This is a genomic window from Pseudomonas sp. CBZ-4 (assembly GCF_000346755.1).
Classification (GTDB): domain Bacteria; phylum Pseudomonadota; class Gammaproteobacteria; order Pseudomonadales; family Pseudomonadaceae; genus Aquipseudomonas.
Map to the genome: position 1 here is coordinate 137,441 of NZ_ANNV01000009.1, position 21,094 is coordinate 158,534.

Annotated in this window: 22 protein-coding genes; 10 read left to right on the top strand and 12 right to left on the bottom strand. The window is 61.1% G+C overall.

Features of this window, described 5'->3' with window-relative positions; all coding sequences use genetic code 11:
* Positions 1–37: 37 nt before the first annotated feature.
* Positions 38–1,114, top strand: coding sequence for a 3-deoxy-7-phosphoheptulonate synthase (locus tag B348_RS0101630; protein ID WP_017734424.1), 1,077 nt, complete (start codon positions 38–40; stop codon positions 1,112–1,114).
* Positions 1,115–1,179: 65 nt separating this feature from the next.
* Here the strand turns inward: B348_RS0101630 and B348_RS0101635 are convergent, their stop codons facing one another.
* Positions 1,180–1,461 (bottom strand): GNAT family N-acetyltransferase, encoded by a 282-nt coding sequence (locus B348_RS0101635; protein WP_003233387.1) that lies wholly within the window; start codon positions 1,459–1,461, stop codon positions 1,180–1,182.
* Between the two features lie 610 nt (positions 1,462–2,071).
* Between B348_RS0101635 and oprI the strand changes: the two genes are divergently transcribed.
* Positions 2,072–2,323, top strand: a complete 252-nt coding sequence (gene oprI, locus B348_RS0101640) for an outer membrane lipoprotei OprI (protein ID WP_003172710.1) — start codon at positions 2,072–2,074, stop codon at positions 2,321–2,323.
* A gap of 136 nt (positions 2,324–2,459) precedes the next feature.
* Here the strand turns inward: oprI and B348_RS0101645 are convergent, their stop codons facing one another.
* The 3 genes from B348_RS0101645 to B348_RS0101655 form a co-directional block, all read right to left on the bottom strand.
* Positions 2,460–3,428 (bottom strand): L,D-transpeptidase family protein, encoded by a 969-nt coding sequence (locus B348_RS0101645; RefSeq protein WP_017734425.1) that lies wholly within the window; start codon positions 3,426–3,428, stop codon positions 2,460–2,462.
* An 85-nt stretch (positions 3,429–3,513) separates the two neighbouring features.
* Complete coding sequence (locus tag B348_RS0101650; RefSeq protein ID WP_017734426.1) at positions 3,514–3,804, bottom strand: hypothetical protein; 291 nt, start codon at positions 3,802–3,804, stop codon at positions 3,514–3,516.
* Positions 3,805–3,862: 58 nt separating this feature from the next.
* A complete protein-coding gene (locus B348_RS0101655) occupies positions 3,863–4,468 on the bottom strand; it encodes an arylesterase (RefSeq protein ID WP_026136478.1) in 606 nt (201 codons plus the stop codon).
* Positions 4,469–4,478: 10 nt separating this feature from the next.
* Between B348_RS0101655 and B348_RS0101660 the strand changes: the two genes are divergently transcribed.
* Both B348_RS0101660 and B348_RS0101665 read left to right on the top strand, forming a co-directional pair.
* Positions 4,479–5,162, top strand: coding sequence for an ABC transporter ATP-binding protein (locus B348_RS0101660; protein ID WP_005786391.1), 684 nt, complete (start codon positions 4,479–4,481; stop codon positions 5,160–5,162).
* Complete coding sequence (locus B348_RS0101665; protein ID WP_017734428.1) at positions 5,162–7,672, top strand: ABC transporter permease; 2,511 nt, start codon at positions 5,162–5,164, stop codon at positions 7,670–7,672. Before B348_RS0101660 ends, B348_RS0101665 begins: the two co-directional genes overlap by 1 nt.
* Positions 7,673–7,715: 43 nt before the next feature.
* Here B348_RS0101665 and greB read toward each other — a convergent pair whose 3' ends face one another.
* Both greB and B348_RS0101675 read right to left on the bottom strand, forming a co-directional pair.
* A complete protein-coding gene (gene greB / locus B348_RS0101670) occupies positions 7,716–8,189 on the bottom strand; it encodes a transcription elongation factor GreB (RefSeq protein ID WP_017734429.1) in 474 nt (157 codons plus the stop codon).
* Positions 8,190–8,303: 114 nt separating this feature from the next.
* Complete coding sequence (locus B348_RS0101675) at positions 8,304–9,422, bottom strand: hypothetical protein (RefSeq protein ID WP_017734430.1); 1,119 nt, start codon at positions 9,420–9,422, stop codon at positions 8,304–8,306.
* A gap of 254 nt (positions 9,423–9,676) precedes the next feature.
* Here B348_RS0101675 and B348_RS0101680 point away from each other — a divergent pair, with 254 nt between their 5' ends.
* The 3 genes from B348_RS0101680 to B348_RS0101690 are packed head-to-tail and all read left to right on the top strand — an operon-like array spanning position 9,677 to position 13,041.
* A complete protein-coding gene (locus B348_RS0101680) occupies positions 9,677–10,603 on the top strand; it encodes an ABC transporter ATP-binding protein (protein ID WP_026136479.1) in 927 nt (308 codons plus the stop codon).
* Positions 10,600–11,325, top strand: coding sequence for an ABC transporter permease (locus tag B348_RS0101685; RefSeq protein WP_017734432.1), 726 nt, complete (start codon positions 10,600–10,602; stop codon positions 11,323–11,325). Before B348_RS0101680 ends, B348_RS0101685 begins: the two co-directional genes overlap by 4 nt.
* A 15-nt stretch (positions 11,326–11,340) precedes the next feature.
* Positions 11,341–13,041, top strand: coding sequence for a Gldg family protein (locus B348_RS0101690; protein WP_017734433.1), 1,701 nt, complete (start codon positions 11,341–11,343; stop codon positions 13,039–13,041).
* A 6-nt stretch (positions 13,042–13,047) separates the two neighbouring features.
* On the opposite strand, the gene B348_RS0101695 is transcribed toward B348_RS0101690, so the two are convergent.
* The 3 genes from B348_RS0101695 to B348_RS0101705 form a co-directional block, all read right to left on the bottom strand.
* Positions 13,048–13,356 carry a hypothetical protein gene (locus tag B348_RS0101695; protein WP_026136480.1) on the bottom strand — a complete coding sequence of 103 codons (309 nt, stop codon included), beginning with the start codon at positions 13,354–13,356 and terminating at the stop codon, positions 13,048–13,050.
* 282 nt (positions 13,357–13,638) lie between these two features.
* Positions 13,639–14,073 carry a DoxX family protein gene (locus B348_RS0101700; RefSeq protein WP_017734435.1) on the bottom strand — a complete coding sequence of 145 codons (435 nt, stop codon included), beginning with the start codon at positions 14,071–14,073 and terminating at the stop codon, positions 13,639–13,641.
* A gap of 103 nt (positions 14,074–14,176) precedes the next feature.
* The gene (locus tag B348_RS0101705) at positions 14,177–15,598 is read right to left on the bottom strand and encodes a transglycosylase SLT domain-containing protein (RefSeq protein WP_026136481.1); all 1,422 of its coding nucleotides are present in this window, start codon (positions 15,596–15,598) and stop codon (positions 14,177–14,179) included.
* Positions 15,599–15,834: 236 nt separating this feature from the next.
* Between B348_RS0101705 and B348_RS0101710 the strand changes: the two genes are divergently transcribed.
* The 3 genes from B348_RS0101710 to B348_RS0101720 all read left to right on the top strand — a co-directional run bounded on the left by B348_RS0101710 (position 15,835) and on the right by B348_RS0101720 (position 18,959).
* Positions 15,835–16,641 (top strand): TatD family hydrolase, encoded by an 807-nt coding sequence (locus B348_RS0101710; RefSeq protein WP_017734437.1) that lies wholly within the window; start codon positions 15,835–15,837, stop codon positions 16,639–16,641.
* A gap of 97 nt (positions 16,642–16,738) precedes the next feature.
* The gene (locus B348_RS0101715; RefSeq protein WP_017734438.1) at positions 16,739–18,220 is read left to right on the top strand and encodes a methyl-accepting chemotaxis protein; all 1,482 of its coding nucleotides are present in this window, start codon (positions 16,739–16,741) and stop codon (positions 18,218–18,220) included.
* Positions 18,221–18,596: 376 nt separating this feature from the next.
* A complete protein-coding gene (locus B348_RS0101720; protein WP_017734439.1) occupies positions 18,597–18,959 on the top strand; it encodes an Mpo1-like protein in 363 nt (120 codons plus the stop codon).
* Between the two features lie 3 nt (positions 18,960–18,962).
* Here the strand turns inward: B348_RS0101720 and B348_RS0101725 are convergent, their stop codons facing one another.
* The 3 genes from B348_RS0101725 to B348_RS0101735 all read right to left on the bottom strand — a co-directional run bounded on the left by B348_RS0101725 (position 18,963) and on the right by B348_RS0101735 (position 21,012).
* Positions 18,963–19,760, bottom strand: a complete 798-nt coding sequence (locus B348_RS0101725) for an acyl-CoA thioesterase II (protein ID WP_017734440.1) — start codon at positions 19,758–19,760, stop codon at positions 18,963–18,965.
* Positions 19,761–19,928: 168 nt separating this feature from the next.
* Positions 19,929–20,690 carry a CHAD domain-containing protein gene (locus B348_RS0101730; protein ID WP_017734441.1) on the bottom strand — a complete coding sequence of 254 codons (762 nt, stop codon included), beginning with the start codon at positions 20,688–20,690 and terminating at the stop codon, positions 19,929–19,931.
* A 43-nt stretch (positions 20,691–20,733) separates the two neighbouring features.
* Entirely contained in the window at positions 20,734–21,012 is a 279-nt protein-coding gene (locus tag B348_RS0101735) for a hypothetical protein (RefSeq protein WP_017734442.1), read from the bottom strand.
* Between the last annotated feature and the right edge of the window lie 82 nt (positions 21,013–21,094).

Genomic DNA, 21,094 nt, shown 5'->3' on the forward strand with positions numbered 1-21,094 from the left:
GCTGGCGGCCGGCACCCGTGACCCTGACGAGTAAACGATGGCTGATTTACCGATCAATGACCTAAACGTCGAATCCAACGAGACCCTGATCACGCCCGATCAGCTCAAGCGCGAAATCCCCCTGAGCGACGCTGCCCTGCAGACCGTCACCAAGGGCCGCGAAGTCATCCGTGAGATTCTCGACGGCACCGACCATCGCCTCTTCGTCGTCATCGGGCCTTGCTCGATCCACGACCTCAAGGCGGCCCACGAGTACGCCGAGCGCCTCAAGGTGCTGGCGGCGGAGGTGTCCGACACCCTGTACCTGGTGATGCGCGTCTACTTCGAGAAACCGCGTACCACCGTCGGCTGGAAAGGCTTGATCAACGACCCGTACCTGGACGACTCGTTCAAGATCCAGGACGGCTTGCACATCGGCCGTCAGCTGCTGCTGGACCTGGCTGAAATGGGCCTGCCCACCGCCACCGAAGCCCTGGACCCGATCTCCCCGCAGTACCTGCAGGACCTGATCAGCTGGTCGGCCATTGGCGCACGCACCACCGAATCCCAGACCCACCGCGAGATGGCGTCCGGCCTATCGTCGGCCGTGGGCTTCAAGAACGGCACCGACGGCGGCCTGACCGTGGCGATCAACGCGCTGCAATCGGTTTCCAGCCCGCACCGTTTCCTGGGGATCAACCAGGAAGGTGGCGTGTCCATCGTCACCACCAAAGGCAACGCCTACGGTCACGTGGTCCTGCGTGGCGGCAACGGCAAGCCCAACTATGACTCGGTCAGCGTTGCCCTGTGCGAACAGGCGCTGAACAAGTCCAAGATCAAGCCGAACATCATGGTCGATTGCAGCCACGCCAACTCCAACAAGGACCCGGCGCTGCAGCCGCTGGTGATGGAAAACGTCGCCAACCAGATCCTGGAAGGCAACCAGTCGATCATCGGCCTGATGGTCGAGAGCCACTTGAACTGGGGTTGCCAGGCCATTCCAAAAGACCTGGCCGACTTGCAGTACGGCGTGTCGATCACCGATGCCTGCATCGACTGGGCGGCCACCGAAAACACCCTGCGCAGCATGCATGCCAAGCTCAAGGACGTGTTGCCGAAACGCAAACGCACCTGAACCCGCACTGCGCACACAAAAACGCCGGGCTAAGCCCGGCGTTTTTCATGGTGCTGTTTCATGCCTTACAGCTTCGCCGCATGGCGCTGGTGGCGCTCCATGTAGCGTTCGACATAGGAGCAGGACGGGATCACCGTGTAGCCGGACTCTTCGGCAAACTTCAGGGCTTCCTCGGTCAGCGCCGCTGCAATACCCCGGCCGCGCAGTGCGTTGGGCACGAAGGTCCGATAGATGTCCAGGGTCTGCTTCCCGAGGTCCATGTAGGTCAGGTAGGCACGATGACCGTCCACATTGGTCTCGAACTGATGACCAGCCTGGTCATGGTGGATGGACAACGCCTCGCTCATCACTACTCCTCGCGGGTCTTGGATTTCGACCCCTACCTTACCGATGTTTTTCCGGCGAAGGAACATCTACGCCACCCCGTGCCGGTTTCGACAACGAGAAACCTCTAGCGCTCACAACCAGCACGTAGGGAATAGTAGGCACCAATCCTGAAATTGCTCAAGGCGCACTCATCATCCCCCACCGCTGGCGGTTATAGAAAAGCCATCGATCAACCGGTGATCGATAGCCAGAACATTGCCGGCAGTTGAAGCTTGAGACGAACAGGCGCTCTTAAAGTCACCTCTACATGCGTAAAAGATGCGAGACGGCGTAACGGCAAGCTGAACAAAAGAGCAGGTGCCGATATATAAATGTCTAGCCATATACCCAGCCCGACGCATGCGGGCCGTAGCTTTCAGACGGGATCCAATGCACATCCGATTGAAAAAAATTGAACGGTTTTTATACAAACCTTCAAAAGATTAGCCAAAATAGATTCGGCGCGAGAATTTTTTTTGCTTCTTGCGCTACGTCAGTTTACTTACTACAAGTAATGGGTAGTATGTACGCCGGCTTTTGCTCACTCTGGGCAAGTAGCTATTTAATAGAAAGTCCTTGAAGGGGAACACGATGAACAACGTTCTGAAATTCTCTGCTCTGGCTCTGGCCGCAGTTCTGGCTACCGGTTGCAGCAGCGTCTCCAAAGAAACCGAAGCTCGTCTGACTGCAACTGAAGACGCAGCAGCTCGCTCCCAGGCTCGTGCAGACGAAGCCTACCGTAAAGCTGATGAAGCTCTGGCTGCTGCTCAAAAAGCACAACAGACTGCTGACGAAGCTAACGAGCGCGCTCTGCGCATGCTTGAAAAAGCTAGCCGCAAGTAATAATCCCTCGGGGTTGTTATCAAGCCGATCCATTTATGGGTCGGCTTTTTTATTGCCCGGGATTCGGCACTGAACCCCAGGCAATAAAAAAGCCCGCCGCAGCGCAAGGCCGTGGCGGGCTTTCGATCCGGCAGGTTTACTGCTGCAAGTCGATCGGCGCGCTGGCGGCAATCGGCGCGCCACCGGGCACACCAATTTCAGTCGGCAAGCCATCTTCCGCGGCGACCACATCACGCACCTGATCCCAGTTCACCCGCAGGTTATTGGCCAGGTCTTCACGCTTGAGCAAGGCGTTGATCACCGCCGTGTGCTTATCGACCACCGACGGCGTGCCGTCATCATTCAACGGCGTGTGCGCTTCCAGAAAAACCTTGCCGCCGCTGCTGCCGAACTTGTAGGCATCGTTGATGATGCGCACCGACGTACCCACCGGCACCATGCCGGCCATTTCCAGCACGTTGTTGTTGAACATGCGGAAGCAGCCGTGGCTGGTCCGCGTGCCAATACCAAATTTCATGTTGGAGCCGTGGATCAGGTAACCCGGCGTGCCCAGGGTGAACTTGAATGGCCCCAGCGGGTTGTTCGGACCGGCAGGCACTACGTTGGGCAACGGATCGCCATTGGCGGCGTGCTCGGCCTTGATCGATGCAGGCGGGGTCCAGGTCGGGTTCGGCGTCTTCGCGATGATGCTGGTATGGGCGATGGGCGAACCCCAGCCCTCACGACCAATCCCCAGCGGGAAGGTGTAGACGACGTTCTGCCCCTTGGGATAGTAGTAGAGCCGGTATTCCGCCAGGTTGATCACGATGCCTTCGCGCGGACCGGGCGGCAGGATGAAGCGCGTCGGCAACACGATCTCGGTGCCGGCGCCCGGCAGCCACGCATCCACACCCGGGTTGGCCGCGACCATCTCCGAATAACCCAGGTCGTAGGTGGTGCCCAGGTCGGCGAAGGTATCTTCGTACTTGGCCTTGATCACCTGGACCTGCCCCACGATGTCTTCACCCGGTGGTGGCAACGGTAACTGCAGCGCTGCCGCAGGGCCGGCCGCGCACAGGGCGGCGAGAGACAGGCAGCAGGTGACGACGGAGAGGCGCGACAACATCCGGAAAATCCTTCGCAGAACGACGGGTAGGAAAAAACTGATTGTATACGTGAAGCACGCCGGGAGCATCCATCTGCCCCCGAGACTACTCGAAGCGCAGCTCCGGCCAGATCAGCGGCGTGCCGCGCTTCTGGGATTCGAGGATCGCCCGGCACAACGGGCACAACCGCTGGTCCTGGAAAATCGCACGACCCACCGATGACCAGCGCGGCTGGGCTGGCAGCAAGGTGCCACAGAGCGTGCGGTCAATCGTGCCGCCCAGCTCCAATTGGCGTGCCACCAGATGCACCCGGACTTCCTGGCAGGCGAACAGATCCAGCTGCTCGTCAGGCTCGATCAGTTGGTAGTTGAACAGGGACCAGGCAGGGCGTGACATCGGGGGCTCCAGATCGGGGGGGCGCCACCTTAGCCGAAAGCCTGCCGGTAGAAAAGCGTCATAACAGCGGTTTTAGCGTCGGCCAGACATTTTCCAGCAACTTGCCCTGGGCGCCGACGGCGGGATGCAGCCCGTCAGCCTGCATCAGCTCCGGGTGGCCACCGATACCTTCCAGGAAAAACGGCACCAGCGGCACGGCTTTGTCCTTGGCCAGGCTGCCGTAGACTTCGGCAAAGGCGTTGGTGTAGCGCGGGCCGTAGTTGGGCGGCAATTGCATGCCGAGCAACAGCACCTTGGCGCCAATGGCCTTGGACTGGTCAATCATCGAGGCAAGATTTTGTTGCAATTGCGCCGGAGGCTGACCGCGCAGGCCGTCATTGCCGCCCAACTCGATGATCACCAGTTCCGGTTTATGCTCTGCAAGCGCCGCCGGCAGCCGCGCGAGGCCTCCGGCACTGGTGTCGCCGCTGATGGAGGCATTGACCACTTTATCGTCGAAACCTTCGCGCTTGAGCCGTTGTTCCAGCAGCGCGACCCATCCTTTGCTGGTATCCAGGCCGAAACCGGCACTGATACTATCGCCAACGATCAGGACTGTACCCGCCGCTGCGCCCTGGGCCACGCACATCAAGGCCAGGCCAGCACTCAAAAACCACATTCGCATCGGATTCTCCATGGGCGCAAGCATTCTCACCGCGCGGAACCTTAGCAAAGTGGTTCCCAGCGCGGAAGGTGAACTGACTATCCTGCACGAACTGAGCCTGGAACTGAACAAGGGCGATAGCCTGGCTATCGTCGGCAGCTCCGGTTCCGGCAAATCCACCCTCCTCGGCCTACTCGCCGGCCTCGACCTGCCCAGCAGCGGCGAAGTCACCCTCGCCGGCCAAGCCCTCAGTACGCTGGACGAAGACCAGCGCGCACGCATCCGTGCCGAACACGTGGGTTTTGTCTTCCAGTCATTCCAACTGCTCGACAGCCTCAACGCCCTGGAAAACGTCATGCTGCCGCTGGAGTTGGACGGCCGCAAAGACGCCCGCGAGCGCGCCCGGCACCTGCTCGAACGTGTCGGCCTGGGCCAACGCCTGACCCACTCGCCACGCCAGCTGTCCGGTGGCGAGCAGCAACGCGTGGCGATTGCCCGCGCCTTCGCCGCCGAACCGGACGTGCTGTTTGCCGATGAACCCACCGGCAACCTCGACAGCCACACCGGCGAGCGCATCAGCGACCTGCTGTTCGAACTCAATAAAGAGAGCGGCACGACCCTGGTACTGGTCACCCACGACGAGCGCCTGGCACACCGCTGCCGCCGCCTGATCCGCCTTGAAGCCGGCCTGATGGTCGCGCCCCTGGAGCCTTGATGGCACGTTTGCCCCTATTGCGTCTGTTCAGCCTGGCCATGCGCCAACTCCTGCGCGATGCCCGCGCCGGTGAGTTGCGCGTGTTGTTCTTCGCCCTGCTGGTGGCGGTGTCCGCCAGCACCGCCATCGGCTACTTCGGTGCGCGCCTCAACGGCGCCATGCTGTTGCGCGCCACCGAGTTCCTGGGGGCCGACCTGGTGCTCGAAGGCAGCTCGCCAGCGCGTCCCGAACAAATCAGATCCGGCACCGAGCTGGGCCTCGACCATGCGCGTATCGTCGAGTTTTCCAGCGTTATCGCCACCGACAATGGCATCCAGCTCTCCAGTATCAAGGCGGTCAACGAGCAGTACCCACTGCGCGGCGAACTGAAAAGCGCGGCCGAGCCCTTCGCCGAGGAAACTCCAGGGGGCGGCCCGAAACCCGGCGAAGCCTGGGTGGAGGCGCGCCTGCTCACAGCGCTGAGCCTGAAGGTCGGCGACAGCATCGATGTGGGCATGAAGACCCTGCGCCTGGCCCGCATCCTGACCTATGAACCCGACCGCGCCGGCAACTTCTACAGCCTCACGCCCCGGGTGATGATCAACCTGGCCGACCTGGACGCCACCGGCGTGGTCCAGCCCGGCAGCCGCGTCAGCTACCGCGAACTGTGGCGCGCGCCGCCCGACAGCACGACCCTGCAAACCTATCGCGACCTGATCAAGCCGGGGCTCGCCGCCAACCAGCGCCTGCAGGACTCGCGGGACGGCAACCAGCAGATCGGCGGCGCCCTGGGCAAGGCCGAACGCTACCTGAACATGGCCAGCCTGGTCGCCGTGCTGCTGGCCGGCGTGGCCGTGGCGCTGTCGGCCAACCGCTTCGCCAGCCGCCGTTTCGACGCCAGCGCGTTGCTGCGCTGCCTCGGCTTGTCGCGCCGCGAAACCATGCTGCTGTTCAGCCTGCAATTGAGCGTGCTTGGCCTGCTGGCCAGCCTGACCGGCGCCCTGCTCGGCTGGCTGGCGCAATTTGGCCTGTTCTACTTCCTGCATGACCTGCTGCCGGCCGACGTGCCCCCGGGTGGCCTGCTGCCGGCGGTCGCCGGGATCGGCACCGGGCTGGTCGCCCTCGCCGGCTTCGCCCTGCCGCCGCTGGCCGCACTGGGCCGCGTACCACCGCTGCGGGTGCTGCGTCGCGACCTGCTGCCCATCGCCTCCAGCACCTGGATGGTCTACGGCGCGGCGCTGTTCGCCCTGGGCCTGATCATGTGGCGCCTGAGCCTCGACCTGGTGCTGACCTTCGCCTTGCTCGGCGGCGGTGTGATTGCCGCGCTGATCCTCGGCGGCCTGCTCCTGCTGTTGCTGCAAAGCCTGCGCAAGCTGCTGGCGCGTGCATCACTGCCGTGGCGCCTGGGGTTGGGCCAATTGCTGCGTCACCCGCTGGCGGCAGCCGGCCAATCCCTGGCGTTTGGTCTGATCCTGCTGTCGATGGGGCTGATCGCGCTGTTGCGTGGCGAGCTGCTCGACACCTGGCAAAACCAGTTGCCCAAGAACGCCCCCAACTATTTCGCGCTGAACATCCTGCCCGCCGACACCGACGCCTTCAGTGCTCGCCTGCTGGCCTTGCAGGCCCAATCGGCGCCGCTGTATCCGGTGGTCCCAGGGCGCCTGATCAGCATCAATGGCGAAGCGGTACAGGCGATTGTCAGCAAGGACTCCAGCGGTGACCGTGCCGTGCAGCGCGACCTGAGCCTGACCTGGGCCGCCGACCTGCCACCGGGGAACGTCCTGACATCCGGTGCCTGGTGGTCGTCGCAGCCAACGGACGAGATTCCCGGGGTATCGGTAGAGGCCAAGGTCGCTGAAAGCCTCAAGCTCAAGCTCAATGACCACCTGGTGTTCACCGTCGCCGGGGAAAACCGCGAGGCGCGCGTCACCAGCTTGCGGACCATCAATTGGGATAACTTCCAGCCCAACTTCTTCATGATCTTCCAGCCTGGCACCCTGAAGGACCTGCCTGCCACCTACCTGACCAGCTTCTACCTGGCACCCGGGCATGACCAACAGATCGTCGATCTGTCCCGGGCGTTCCCGGCGGTGACCATCCTGCAAGTCGAGGCCTTGCTGGAACAATTGCGCAGCATCCTCGCCCAGGTGACCTTGGCGGTGGAGTACGTGCTGTTGTTTGTGTTGGCCGCCGGGATGGCGGTGCTGTTCTCCGGTTTGCAGGCCACCCTGGATGAGCGAATCCGCCAGGGCGCCTTGCTGCGGGCACTGGGAGCAGAGCGCAAGCTGCTGATCAAGGCACGGCGTATCGAGTTCGGCTTGCTGGGCGCGGTCAGCGGGTTGCTGGCCGCACTGGGCACGGAGCTGGTGACACTGGTGCTGTACCGCTATGCCTTTGATCTGGCCTGGCACCCTCACCCATGGCTGTTGCTGCTGCCGGTGCTCGGGGCCGTGCTGATCGGCGCTGCCGGCGTGTTCGGCACCCGCCGCGCATTGAACGCCAGTCCACTGACCGTGCTGCGCGAAGGCTGACACGCCAACGGCCCGTACCCTCACAGGTACGGGCCGCCCTGGCCTACTTCACATACTCGATCGCGGTAATCCACCAGCAGGCTTCGCCACTAGGCGTCTGCACCATGGCCTCATCGTCGACTTCCTTGCGCAGCAGCGCCCTGGCCATGGGTGAGTCGATGGAGATGTAATCCATCCGGTCATAGATCTCGTCATAGCCCACGATGCGAAAACGCTTGGTCTCGCCTTGCTCGTTTTCAATATCGACCCAGGCGCCAAAAAATACCCGCCCTTCCTGCTCCGGCATGTACTCCACCACCCGCATATCTTCCAGGCGTTTGCGCAGGTAGCGCACGCGACGGTCGATCTCACGCAGCAGCTTCTTGTTGTACTGGTAATCCGCGTTCTCGCTGCGATCCCCCAGGGACGCCGCCCATGTCACTTTGCGCGTGGTGTCCGGGCGCTTTTCCCGCCACAGGTAATCCAACTCTTTTTTCAGCGCTTCATGACCTTCTTTGGTAATCAGCTTGGTGCTCAAACGCCTTCATCCCCAGAAAATGCTCATTGATCCCACTACGCCATTGCACCAGGGCACGGCGTCGGCGAACAGAGCCTGATGATAAATGAACAAGGGAAAGTAGCCAGAACTGCATCACGTCGACATCGAACGAGAGTCGACCATCGATGGCGTGCGCTCGGCACTGTCGAAGTCGCCCACCACTTGATCCAGCTCAGGGAGCATGACCTGCATACGTTGGCGCAAACCGGAAAACTGCAAAAGCATGGCTGCCAACTGCTCGCCTTTGCGGTGAACCACCAATTCCTGGGCGTGCACCTGGGCCACACGCGTCTCAAGGGCATCGGCTCGCTCATCCATTTGCTGCTGCGCCTGCTGATAGACGGCCGAGGCACTCGCCAAGCGACCCTCACGATTCTCCAGGGCCTGCGCCTGCATTTGCAGAGCGGTCTCCTTCTCCAGGGTTCGACTCGCCAACTCCTGACGCTTTTGCTCAAGCTCAGCCTGGCCTTGCTGCAGTTGAACTTGCCACTGCTCAAGCGCTGCCTCTTTCTTGAGTACCACCAGTTTCTGTTGGGTCAGCTCCTGGGCGACGCGCGCAAGGCTGGTCAGCGTGCTGTCCACCTCGAACAATGACGGGGCTTCAACCGGCGCGCCCAGTGTTTCAAGGAGCGGTTCGCTCAGTGGCAAGGGGGCAGGCTGTGGCTCGAGCAGCGCCGGCTGGGGCGGTTCAGGCCGGCTTGCGGCCTGTGGCGGCGAGACCATTTGAGAAGAGAAGCGAATGGAAGGGACCACCACAGCAGTGCTTTCGATCGCGGGTGACGCGGGGGCAGATGTTCCCAGGGTAATGACTTTCATCACCAGGGCTTTCTTGATGATCAGGGAGTGGTGATCCTCAGGACGTGCCGGGGGTAACTTGCAACCTTTCAAGTCGACGAAGTGATAAGGAATCTGGGCATCGGTAACGCCGCTGGTTTTCACACCGGAGGCTGCCCACGTCAATATCTGCTTGAATACCTGCATTGCCAATTGCAAATCGGCTTGCACATCGACACCACCCAAGTAATAACGCTCAAGTTTCTTACGCAAGGCTGCGATATATACCCGGGAACTACCTGGCTCCGCCTCTTCATCCAGGCTATACACCAGAAAGTTTGAACTGATTTGAGGCACGGCAAAACCACAAAGCAGCGCGCCGTTGACTGGGGCATCCGCACCGGAGGGCGCAAGAACAAGGGTACGTAAAAGCATCATGATTGTTGGGCCTCGTGCCAGTGAATAAACTTCAAATAAACACCACATAAACATTGCGCCGTCCAACGCTACCCACAAAACAATTGTTTCAGCGAGCTGCAAGTCTGAACGTAGGACTAATCTTATTCATCCCGCCGCGCGTTTCCAAGCCCCTGCATTGAACGTACTATTTTTTAACCCGAGCCCCGACACACGTCAACCAAAGCGCTTGCCTCCTCATATATATTGCGAAACTAATGCAGCAGAACAGCATAATGATCGAGATAAGTAACCTGACCAAACAACTGGGTAAACAACATGTTATCAGCGATCTTTCATTGGTGGCCCAGGGCCAAGAATGCATTGGCTTGTTCGGGCATGGGGGCGCGGGTAAAACGACACTCCTGAAGCTGATGGCTGGCCTGCTCAAACCCTCTTCCGGGCACGTGAGCATCCTTGGTTTCAATACCCGGACCCATCGGCTTCAAGTAGCCCAGGCCATGGGCTACCAGCCCGAACCCGGCATCAACCATTCGACGATGCCTGTCGCAGGCTTCCTCAACCTTATCGCCACTTTCCGCAGGTTCTGCGGCGCCGAAAAACGCAAACGCATTGACCGGATCACCATGCAGCTGGAGCTGTCGGCCGTTCTCAACGAACCGCTCAACGCACTCCCCATGGGCTTGCAACGCAAGGTTGCGCTGGCGCAGGCCATCTTGCATGACCCCGGCGTGCTGTTGCTCGATGAGCCGACCGAGGGCCTGTCACCGTATCAACAATGCAAAATCCGCGCGCTCATCCAGTCGTTGGCCGAAGAGATGACAGTGATCGTTGCCACGCGGGATTGCGATGCGTTGTCGGGTATCTGCACCCGCGCCCTGGTCATCGGCGGGGGCCGCCTGCTGGCAGACACCTCCATGCCGGAACTCCAGCGCAGCTCTCGGTACTACAGGGCAGTCACCCTGGCAGCGGATACGCCGCTGGACCTGCTGGCATTGGCCGTACTGCCGGGGGTTGCCGGCATCGAAGAAGATCGCCGCAGCCCCGGCACCGTCACCGTTCTCGCCATGCCGGGCCACACCATCTACCCCCCGATCTGCGCCCTGATTGCCAAACGCGGCTGGCAGATAACCGCGCTTAACCTGGAGCCTGGTCGCCTGAACGACGTCGTCCACCACTTAAGCCAAGAGGCGTCCATTTGAATATGCTGCCATCTATTATCAAGCGCCAACTTTCCCGCTACCTCTGCACTCCCGCAACCTACCTGAACATCGCAGTATTTCTGATACTGTCAACTACCCTTGGATTACACAGCAGCCAGTTACTGGAGCAAAACAGCACTGACCTGCAACACTTTTTTCAACTACACCCCTGGTTGTACCTGCTACTAATTCCCGCACTCTCCACCCAACTATGGGCCGATGAACATGAAACGGGTCTTCGTGATTTGCTCATCACGCTACCGGTGACAAACGCGGAACTGATCATGGGTAAATTCTTCGCAGCCTGGATCTTAACTGCAATCACGCTGGCATTGACACTGCCCATTGTAGTAATGGTCAATATGTTAGGCAGCGCAGACAACAGCGTGATCGCCACGCAGTATCTGGCCAGCTGGTTGCTCGCTGGAAGTTATCTTTCCATCGGCTGTCTTATATGCGCCCTTAGCCGTCATCATCTGATTATATTCATACTAACCTTGAGCATTTTGCTGGTGATCAGCGGGCTGTCCAGCGTACTTGACGCACTTGAACACCAGGCCCCGATCTGGGTAATCGACAACGTGGCGTCCTTAAGCCCACTGTCACGTTTCACTCAGATTGATCACGGCGTCATTGTTCTTCGAGACTGTCTTTACTTTATCAGCGTCATAGTGGCCTCACTCGCTGCGACGACCGTCATTCTCAACTACAAAAACAGCTGAGAGGGAGCGTTCCCGATGCGATCCGCACTGCACGCCGGCATGACACTGGTGGTCCTACTGTTGGTTTTCCTCGCCTTTAACCTGGTGTGGGCCGTCAAGCTGCCTGATGTGCGCTGGGATGTCTCACGCGCGAAAACCAACACCCTATCGGCTCCAGTACAGCAATTGCTGGCATCCCTGGACACTCCGCTGGATCTTTACTACTTCAATTCGAAAAAAAGCCGTGCCACCCAACGCTACGCCAAGCGTGTAGAAGAAACGCTCAAGGCGTTCGAAGCCGCGGCAAACGGCATGATCAATCTGCACATTGTCGACCCAGGCGCTTTTTCAGAAGACGCCTACAGAGCAGGGCTCTATGGGCTTGATGACGAAGCGGGTTTCTTTGGCCTCATTGGCACCCGAGACGGCCAGGCCGCGCAACGCATCAAATCGTTCAGCGCCGACCGTGCAGCGTTGCTGGAATACGAAATCAGCCACTTGATCAACCAGTTACTCCACCCGCAACCGCCTGTCATCGGCCTGCTGTCTGGGCTACCGATCAAGGAACTGGCCGCCCCCCTGCTACAGGAACTGCATCGACACTTGAACGTGGTAGCGCTGGAGCCCAGCGCGCAGCGTGTCCCCACGCAGATCAAAACCCTCATGCTTGTGCACCCCCGGGCACTGCCTGAGCAGGCCTTGTACGCCATTGATCAATTTGTACTGGGTGGTGGCAAACTCATGATGTTTATCGACCCCCTGAGCGAACAGGGTTCAAGGCAACAAGCCCTCAACCCCCGACTGGAGGCGCTGCTGTCCAGCTGGGGCATCCGGATGCCGGCCGACCAGGTGTTGATCGACAATCGCTATGCCATACAAGCGCCCTCAGGCGCCGTTTCCACCACGCTGAGTCTGCCCAGGCAGGCCATGGCCGCAAACGATATCAGTACCTGGAAACTGGACTCTGTCAGGGTATCGAGCAGCGGCGCCCTCTTCCCTCTCGACAAGCACCGCACACGCTTCACCCCCCTCCTGTACAGCTCCGAGCAGTCGGCACTGCTGGAGGCCGGCAGGGTTGGCAAAGCGCCCTATGTCGACGAACCGCCTCCAAGCGGGGAACGCTACGTGATCGCCGCTCGTCTTGAGGGGCCGGCCTATTCGGCGTTTCCCGACGGTAGTGGTGGCCAAGCCCCCGGATTGCAGAAGGCGTCGCAGATTCAGGTCGTGGTGGTCGCAGACACCGATTTGCTCATGGGCCCGTCAACCCGATCGATGCCCCACAGCAACAGCCTGTTTGTCTTGAACACATTGGATAACCTGGCAGCGCCTCAAGCGCTTGCCAACATACGCCCACGGCCACCGACGGAATACGCACTGCATGGCCTGGAGAGCCGGCGCAAGGCGACCGCACGCGCCTACCAGGAACAGGCCCGCGAACTTGAGCGGCGCCTGGCGCAGACAGAACACGAATGGCAGCGCTTGAACCCACCTGTGACGACCTTGGGCACCGAAACCGTCAATACCACAGCCCAATTGCAGGCGCACAACAAGGAGCGTCTACGCCTGGCAATGGAACTGCACGCACTGAAAGTGCAGGTTTATGCGCCGCTGGATCGCCTGGTGCAAAACGTCAAGCTAGGGGTGAGCGCACCGATACCGATACTGCTCTGCCTGACGGCCTGGGGCCTGTATCGACGGCAGCGTCGCCGACACCCAACACCGGCGCCGACACCGTGAGACGATTCAGCGACGCGCGATCAGCCCTTGCCTGGCAACGCGTGTCAGGTGTCGGATCACTTCATCCGCGTCAGCGGCGCTGGGTGCCTGGATAACCGCAAGGTCAAAGCTGTTATTGGCAAAACGGGCGAGGGAATCGCCGTCTTCGACAAACTGGATCAGAAACGCCGAAGGCCGGCCGGTGCGACGTGGCCAGCCATCCAGGTAACGCAGCAGTGTCGGCTGGTGTTTGCCGCCCAGGAGGATTTTCGGGTTGCGCTGAGTCAGGTCGGCAGTGATTGGGGCCAAGCGTATGAGGGGGCGTAGTGCAGTCATCGTGTCGTGTCTCTGCCTCAAAAGTCTGCGGGCAGGTGAGAGGCAACACCGAACCAGCGCTTTAGCGGTATTTCGAAGCCTGCTCCTGAGTCGGATGCAGCACTTCTATCGGGACTGTTCGCTCTGAACGCAGCACAAACAATCACCCATGGCGCCCCGCAATTAGCTGTTTAAATCGGCGCATGAGCGGGCATCCTAGAGAAGCCGACGGGGCCATGTCAAGAATTGCGCGCAACGAAAAGGCCCGCACATGGCGGGCCTGTTCAGGGTGTTGCAGGTGGCTCAGTTGGCGATGGCGCGGTCGGCAGACAGCTTGCCGGCACCTTCAAACAGCACCGCCAGCGAGCCGCCCAGCAAGGCCAGCGCAAACTCATAACCGTTGTTGGCCATGAACAGCCCATTGTGGATATGCACCGAGAGAATCGCGACCACCGACAGAATGGTCAGGCCCAAGGCCGCAGGACGCACCAGCAAACCAATGATCAGTGCCAGACCGGCGAAAAACTCGGTACCACCGGACAACAGTGCCATCAGGGTACCTGGCGCCAGGCCGATGCTTTCCATCCACTGGGCCGTGCCCGCCAGGCCATAGCCGCCAAACCAGCCGAAGAGTTTCTGCGAACCGTGGGCGGCAAAAATCACGCCGACAACAATACGCAGAACGGTCAGGCCGTAACCGGCGCGGGTGGACAGCAGGTTTTTGATCAGTGGGCTCATGGGGGTAATCCTTTTCGATGTAGGGGTTGGTTGGCCGCTATATTAATCAGTTTATGGAATGATAAAAGCCGAAAAAATGCCTGATTAATATCGATTAAATCGATTACTTCCGTGAGGCGACTTTCGGCACCGGTGGCTCCAGGGACTCCCGCTCCCGGTCGAACGCCAAGTAGTACTTGTTGACGCTATTAACATAGCTGACGCTGCCCATTCCCACCTGCTCCATGGCAATGCGCTCGACCTGGAAGAACCACTGGTTGGGATTCAGCCCCCGACGCCTGGCCTCAGTGCGCATCCCCTGCACGCGCTCCGGGCCCATGTTGTAAGCCGCCAAGACAAACGCCATGCGCTCGCGCTCGTTGAGCTTGGGGCTGGCGAAGAATTTGCGGCGAATCATCGCCAGGTAGCGAGCGCCCGCCTGCACGTTGCTGTCCAGGCTTTCGATATTGTTGACACCCACCCGCTGCGCCGCCGACGGGGTGATCTGCATCAGCCCGGTGGGCCCGCCGCTGTTGCGTGCGCCAGGGTCGAGAGCGGACTCCTTGAAGGCCAGCGCGGCGAGGTTCAACCAGTCCATGCCCTGCTCGCGAGCGTGCTTTTGCAAGACCGGGCGCAGTTTTTCCAGGCGCTGGCGGTCGACACGCGCCAGCGGATTGCGCACCTGATAAAGGCGTCGGTAGATACGCTGGAACGCCACATCCTGGTCGGAAGGCGTGTGATAGGTCTTGAGGAATCGATCAATGCTCGCCCGCAACATCGACGCATCCTGGCGCACGAACCAGTACTCGTCGCCCGGTTCGCTGATGGCCACCTGCTTATCGAAGCGCAGCTTAGGGAGGATTTTCGACCAGCGCTCGGCAATCGGTTTTTCCACGATCGTCAGGTGGAAAATGCCCGCCTGGACCATCTCCAGCACATCTTCCACGGCCAGGGTCGGGTCCACCCATTCCACTTTTACCGGCGGCTGCTTGTGCAGCGCCAGCTTCTGGTTGACCTGGTTGATGGCGTCCGCCGCCGCGCTGCCGGTGGTCAGCGCCAGCGTGCGCCCGGACAATTGCTCCAGTTTGGTAAAACGCCGCTCGCCCTTCACCCCCACCAGCCATAACGGTACGCCGCTGGCAATCGGGTCACTGGTGCTGATCTTGTGCGCAGCCTTGACGTCGAGCAGTTCACCCGGCGCGACCAAGTCACCTTCGCCGCGCGCCAGGGCGCCGAGCAACTGGTCCTTGGCCTTGGGAATGATCTTGAGGTTGATCTCCTGGCCATCGCGGGCGTGGCCGTTGAGGTATTGCTCAAAGGCGCGCAGGCGATGGTATTCGACGCCGATGGCCTGGCCTTGCACTTCGCCGGAACTGTTGCGGCTCTGGTTGACCAAGACGCGCAGGGTACGGCTGGCGCGGATTTCCGCCAGGTCGCGGACCTTGCCGGGCTTGGTCACTTCCAGCGGCCCGTCGAGACGCGCGACCGCCGCCATGGGCAGCAGCAACGTCAGGCACAACATAAGCAACGCCGAGGGTCGGATCATCCGCTCTCCGGTAAGAATACTGGCCAGCGCTCTCGCGAAAAACGAGGCGGTGGGGGTCAGAAACAGAGCGCTTTAAGCGCTGGCAAGACGCGCAACGGTGACACAGGGCAAAGCATTGGGCCAACCACGATGTCGGTTGCGACGTTCAAAGACAGCGATAACCTGTTGTAGTTCTTCGTTTTTCTTATAAATCTACAGCTCTGATATGCTTTCCGGCCGCAGGCGGAGATAGCACCATGCAACTCATTGATATCGGCGTCAACCTGACCAACCCCAGTTTCGACGAGAAGCACCAGGCCGTACTCGACCGTGCCTACGCCGCTGGCGTGCAACAATTGATCCTTACCGGCACCAGCCTCGACGGCAGCGAACAGGCCCTGGAACTCTGCGTAAAACTCGACGAAAGCGGCCAACGCCTGTTCAGCACCGCCGGCATTCACCCCCACTCCGCCAGCGACTGGAACGGCGACAGCGCCCGGCGCCTGCGCGGCTTGCTCAGCGAAAGCCGCGTGCGTGCGGTGGGCGAATGCGGGCTGGATTTCAACCGGGATTTCTCCCCGCGCCCGCAGCAGGAAAAAGTCCTCGAAGAGCACCTGGCCCTGGCCGTCGAGCTGCAACTGCCGGTGTTCCTCCACGAACGTGACGCCAACCAGCGCCTGCTGGACATCCTCAAGGACTACCGTGACCACCTCACCGCCGCCGTGGTGCACTGCTTCACCGGCGAGCAGCAGGCGCTGTTCAGCTACCTCGACCTGGATTTGCACATCGGCATTACCGGCTGGATCTGCGACGAACGCCGTGGGACCCATCTGCACCCGCTAGTCAGGGAAATTCCCCGGGGCCGTCTGATGCTGGAAAGCGATGCGCCCTACCTGCTGCCGCGTACCCTGCGGCCCAAGCCGAAAAACGGCCGCAACGAACCGGCCTACCTGCCCGAAGTGCTGCGCGAAGTCGCCCTGCACCGCAACGAGACCATGGAAGACCTGGCCGAGCACAGCAGCGCCTGTGCCCGCGCGTTCTTTGGCCTGCCCAGCGTGGAGTAATGCGGCGCATTGACCCATGTCAAAAGCGCTTTTCCTGAATAGCGGCACAATAATGGCACCTTGCCAATGCTGTTTCCGCTATCAGAGAAAACCTTCCATGGGTGCCTGGCTTAGCAACATCTCGCTGAAGTACAAATTCTGGGCCGTCAACGCGGTCGCTTTCATCACCACCTTGTTGCTGGTGCTGTACGCCGTGCAGCTTGAACAACAAGCGCGCAGCGACGCTTCCCGGGCATCGGCGCAGGCCCAGGCGCGCTTGCTCGGCGCCTGGCCCGCGGAAAAACCGCTGCCCAGGGACGAGCACTGGCTGACATTTTCCCGTGGCCAAGTCCCACAAGTGGCGGATCAGGATCTGTCAGCCCTGGGCAGCGCAACGGGCTGGGTCGAACTCAACCACATGCCCTGGTTCGGCGAAAACCCACTGCTGGGCGCCGACGTGGTCGCCCGCGCCGACGGTCAATACGTCGCCGTGCTGGCCTATGCGCCTAGCCTGAGCCAAGTGTTCGAAGACCGCTTTGCCAACTACGCCATCGCCGTGGCGATCCTGATGTTGGCGATGCTCGGCGCTTCGCAGTTGCTGATCCGCTTCCTGCTCAGCCAGCTCAACACCCTCAAGGACCTGATGCTGCACGTGGAAAAAACCGGCGACCTGGCGGCCCGCGTGCCACTGGCGTGCAAGGATGAGGTCGGGCAGATGGCCAGCGCCTTCAATGCCATGCAGGCCGGCTACCAACGGGTGGTCAACACCGTGGCGCGCACCGCCCAGCAACTGGATGACGGCGCCGCACGCCTGGCCAGCAGCATGAACGAGGTGCAGCACGGCATGCTTGGCCAGCAAAGCGAAACCGACCAGGCCGCCACCGCCATCAACGAAATGACCGCCACCGTCTACCACATCGCCCAGCACGCCGGCGCCACCCGCGACCTGTCCCAGACCGCCGACGCCCTCGCCGGCAGCGGCCAGGAAGTGGTGGGCCGCGTACAACGCTCAATTGCCGGGCTGTCCACCGGCGTGCAACAGACCGCCGAAATGATCCAGAAACTCGCCGAGGACAGCCAGAAAATCAACGGCGTGGTCGGGGTGATCCACAGCATCGCCGAACAGACCAACCTGCTCGCCCTCAACGCCGCCATCGAAGCCGCCCGCGCCGGCGAAATGGGCCGTGGCTTTGCGGTGGTCGCCGACGAAGTGCGCAACCTGGCCAAGCGCGTGCAAAGCTCCACCGACGAAATCACCCGCATGGTCTCCGCCCTGCAAGCCGGCACCCGCGACGCGGTGGACTTTATGCAGGAAAGCTCATTCAAGGCCGACGACTGCGTGCAACAAGCCCTCGAAGCCGGCAACGCCCTCGCCGAAATCACCAGCGCCGTGGCGCAGATGCGCGAGAGCAACACCCAGATCGCCGTCGCCGCCGAGCAGCAAAGCCATGTCGCGGAAGAAATGAACCGGGCCGTGGTAAGCATCCGCGACGTCACCGAAAACACCGTGCAACAAACCGTGGAGTCGGCGACCACCAGCAATGAACTGGCGACCTTGGCGGGCGAGTTGAGCAAGGCCATTGGGCAACTTAAGTTGTAAGTTAACGCAGGCGAGGTACCGAGTGGTGGGGCAAAAGCCCTTTGGGTTACTTTTGGCTGGGCCGGCACTCCGGGCTCTTTTCCAAAAGTGACCCGCCTTAAGGGCGGAACCAATATCAGCCGTTACCCAAATAACGGATATGTACTCCGACCCAAAGCCCTCCAGCGCCTCACACATAGCTATCGCAGGCAAGCCAGCTCCCACATTTTGAACCGGTTTACACCCGGTAAAAATCGCCCGGCCGTCACGGGTACAGCAGCAATGCTGAAAGTTGTGTAGATACCTATAGCCCCCATAGCCAGCCTTGATTCGCCGACCCGCCCGCCCCCACCTAAACTCTGTGCAAGTTGTTTTAATGGACAGAGGATTTTTCATCATGGGCAAACGTCACCCCAATCTCCCCGCCTGGCAATGGCGCAGCTACCCACAGAACCATCAGCACCCGACCAACCTGGCGTTGCACCTGATTGCCGTGCCGCTGTTTATCGTCGGGTTTCTGTTGATTGTGTCCGGGGTGTTCAGCTTGAGCCTGGCCAGCTTTGCCATTGGTGTGGTCGGCATCGTGGCCGGCCTGGCGTTGCAGCGTCACGGCCACAGCCTGGAAGCCCAGGCCAGTGAGCCCTTCAGTGATCGCACAGACGCAGTGCAGCGCCTGGTGGTCGAGCAGTTCGTGACCTTCCCGCGCTTTGTCTTCAGCGGCGGCTGGTGGCGCGCCTGGCGGCAGCGCCACCGGCACTGAGTGTCAGGCGAACACCACCACGGTCTGGCGGCTGATGGCGATCAACGCGCCGCTCGGGCTCCACAGCGCGGCGGCGGCGTGGCCGTAGCCATCGCGGGCGTGCTCGATGGTTACGTAGTACTGGCACCAGTCCAGCGTGGTCAGCTCCTGCAACGGCTGGATGAACTCGATGGTCCAGGTCAGCGTGCTGCCCGGCGCGGGCTTCTTCAGGTGCGGCAGCAAGGCCGGAGGCCAGGCGTCAACCAACGCAAGGATGTGCGCCTCGGTCAGCGGTTCTTCCTTCACATCCCCACGCAGTCGGACCCAGCCACCCATGTCGCGGGACTTGTTCCCGGTAAACGGTAGGCCACCGACACTCCAGCGCATCGCCAGATGGCGCATGAACTCCGGGGTGACGCCCTTGATGTAGGGCAGTTCCTGGCATTCGTCCCAATGCTTGAACACCGGCGGCGCTTCGCTCTCAACCGTGATTTCCGACTCGCGAGACCCGCCGAAACTGGCCTGCACCAGCGTCGCCACTTCGCCGTTCTGCACCACGCGGCCGAGCAATTGGCTGACGGCCTTGCCTTCGCGCAACACTTCGACTTGATAACTGGCGGGCACATCGGGGGCCACTGGGCCGACGAAGGTGATGGCCAGCGAGCGCAGCGGGCGGTCGGCTGGCACCTGGGCGCGTAGCGCTTCGTACTGCAACGCGGCGACCAGGCCGCCGAAAGTGGCACGGCCCTGAGCCCATTCGGCGGGGATGGTGACGTCTTGCGGGTGGCTTCGGGCGGCGTCGAGCAAATCACTAAAGCGCATGGCGACCTCACAGCAAAGTAAACGAGTGAGCGATCTTAACCAGCGTGTTGGCCGGGTACAGCGCCTATTCCGGCCAAAAGCCGGACGATTGTCGGACGCGGAGCGTCCTGGGCTGCATTCCCACGCGGAGCGTGGGAACGATCAGCGGAGCGTGGGGACGATCAGGTGTCAGAAACAATCGGCGCGGAGTTTATCCAGCACGCGGTCCGCCTGCCCTTCGGCCTTGGCCATGGTGCGTTGCCACACGGCAACGCAGGGTTGCAGATCCGGCTGGTGTTCGGCCTGGGCCAGCCACTGCCAGCAGTCGTGCCAATCGCCCAGGGCGCCTTGGGCTTTCTTCAGGCGGGACATGGCGTTGGCGGGGAGTTTGTGCAATTCGGGATAGGCCTCGGCGGCATAACGCACGCGCTTGATCAGCAACCGCAGGCGGTGGCGATCATGGCTGGGGTCCTTCAACGCGGCGTCGAGGGCGTGCCATTGCTTGGCCAAACGCTTCTCGATGCGCGGGCGCAGGCCCTTGAGCAATTTCTGATGTTCGGATGCGCGGATAAAGCGCGGGAAGGCATCGAGGATCAGCAGCAGTTGCGCCAGCTCGGGGCTTTGCGCCACGTGGCGATACGCCTCGGGTTGCAGGCGCAGGCGCCGATCGGCCGCCTCGTGATAGCCGTGCTGGTGCAAATAGGCCGCCAGCACCTCGCGGTCACGCAGTGGCGTGGTCAATTGGCCGACCGCGCTGGCGGCCGATTCCAGCTGTTCCACGCCGGGCAGCCCACGCAAGGGGCGCAGCAAGCTGCGCAGGCGGCGCACGGTGGTGCGCAGGTCATGCAGGGCTTCATCGTCGGTGACGGCGGTGAGACGAGCCTGGCAGCTCAGTAACCCTACTTCCAGGCCAATGACCTGAGCGACTAACTGATCGACCAACGCTGACATCCTGCCCTCACTCTCCGATGAATAATCCTACTCGCCGCTCGGATCAACGCCCGGCGCGCGACTCACGAATATAGAACCGCGCTTTTTCGGCCTTGTTGGCGCAGCCTTCAAACGCTTCAAATTGCTGCTGGGTCTTGGCACCGGTCAGCAGGGACAGGGCCTTGGAATAGCTGACAGTCCCGGCAAAACCTTCGGCCTTGGCCAAGTCCAGCTCGTGCCAGGCAGCGTCCAATTGCGTGCCGCAGCTGTCGCGGTACGCGGTTTTCCCGGCACAACCGGCCAGGGCCAACACGATCACAGGCACACACATCCAGGCTTTCATCGATGACACCTCAAAATAAAGAAAAACAGTCGTACGTTGTAGACGTTGCCTACATGAAAAAGTGCCTTGTCCTTAGCCTGAA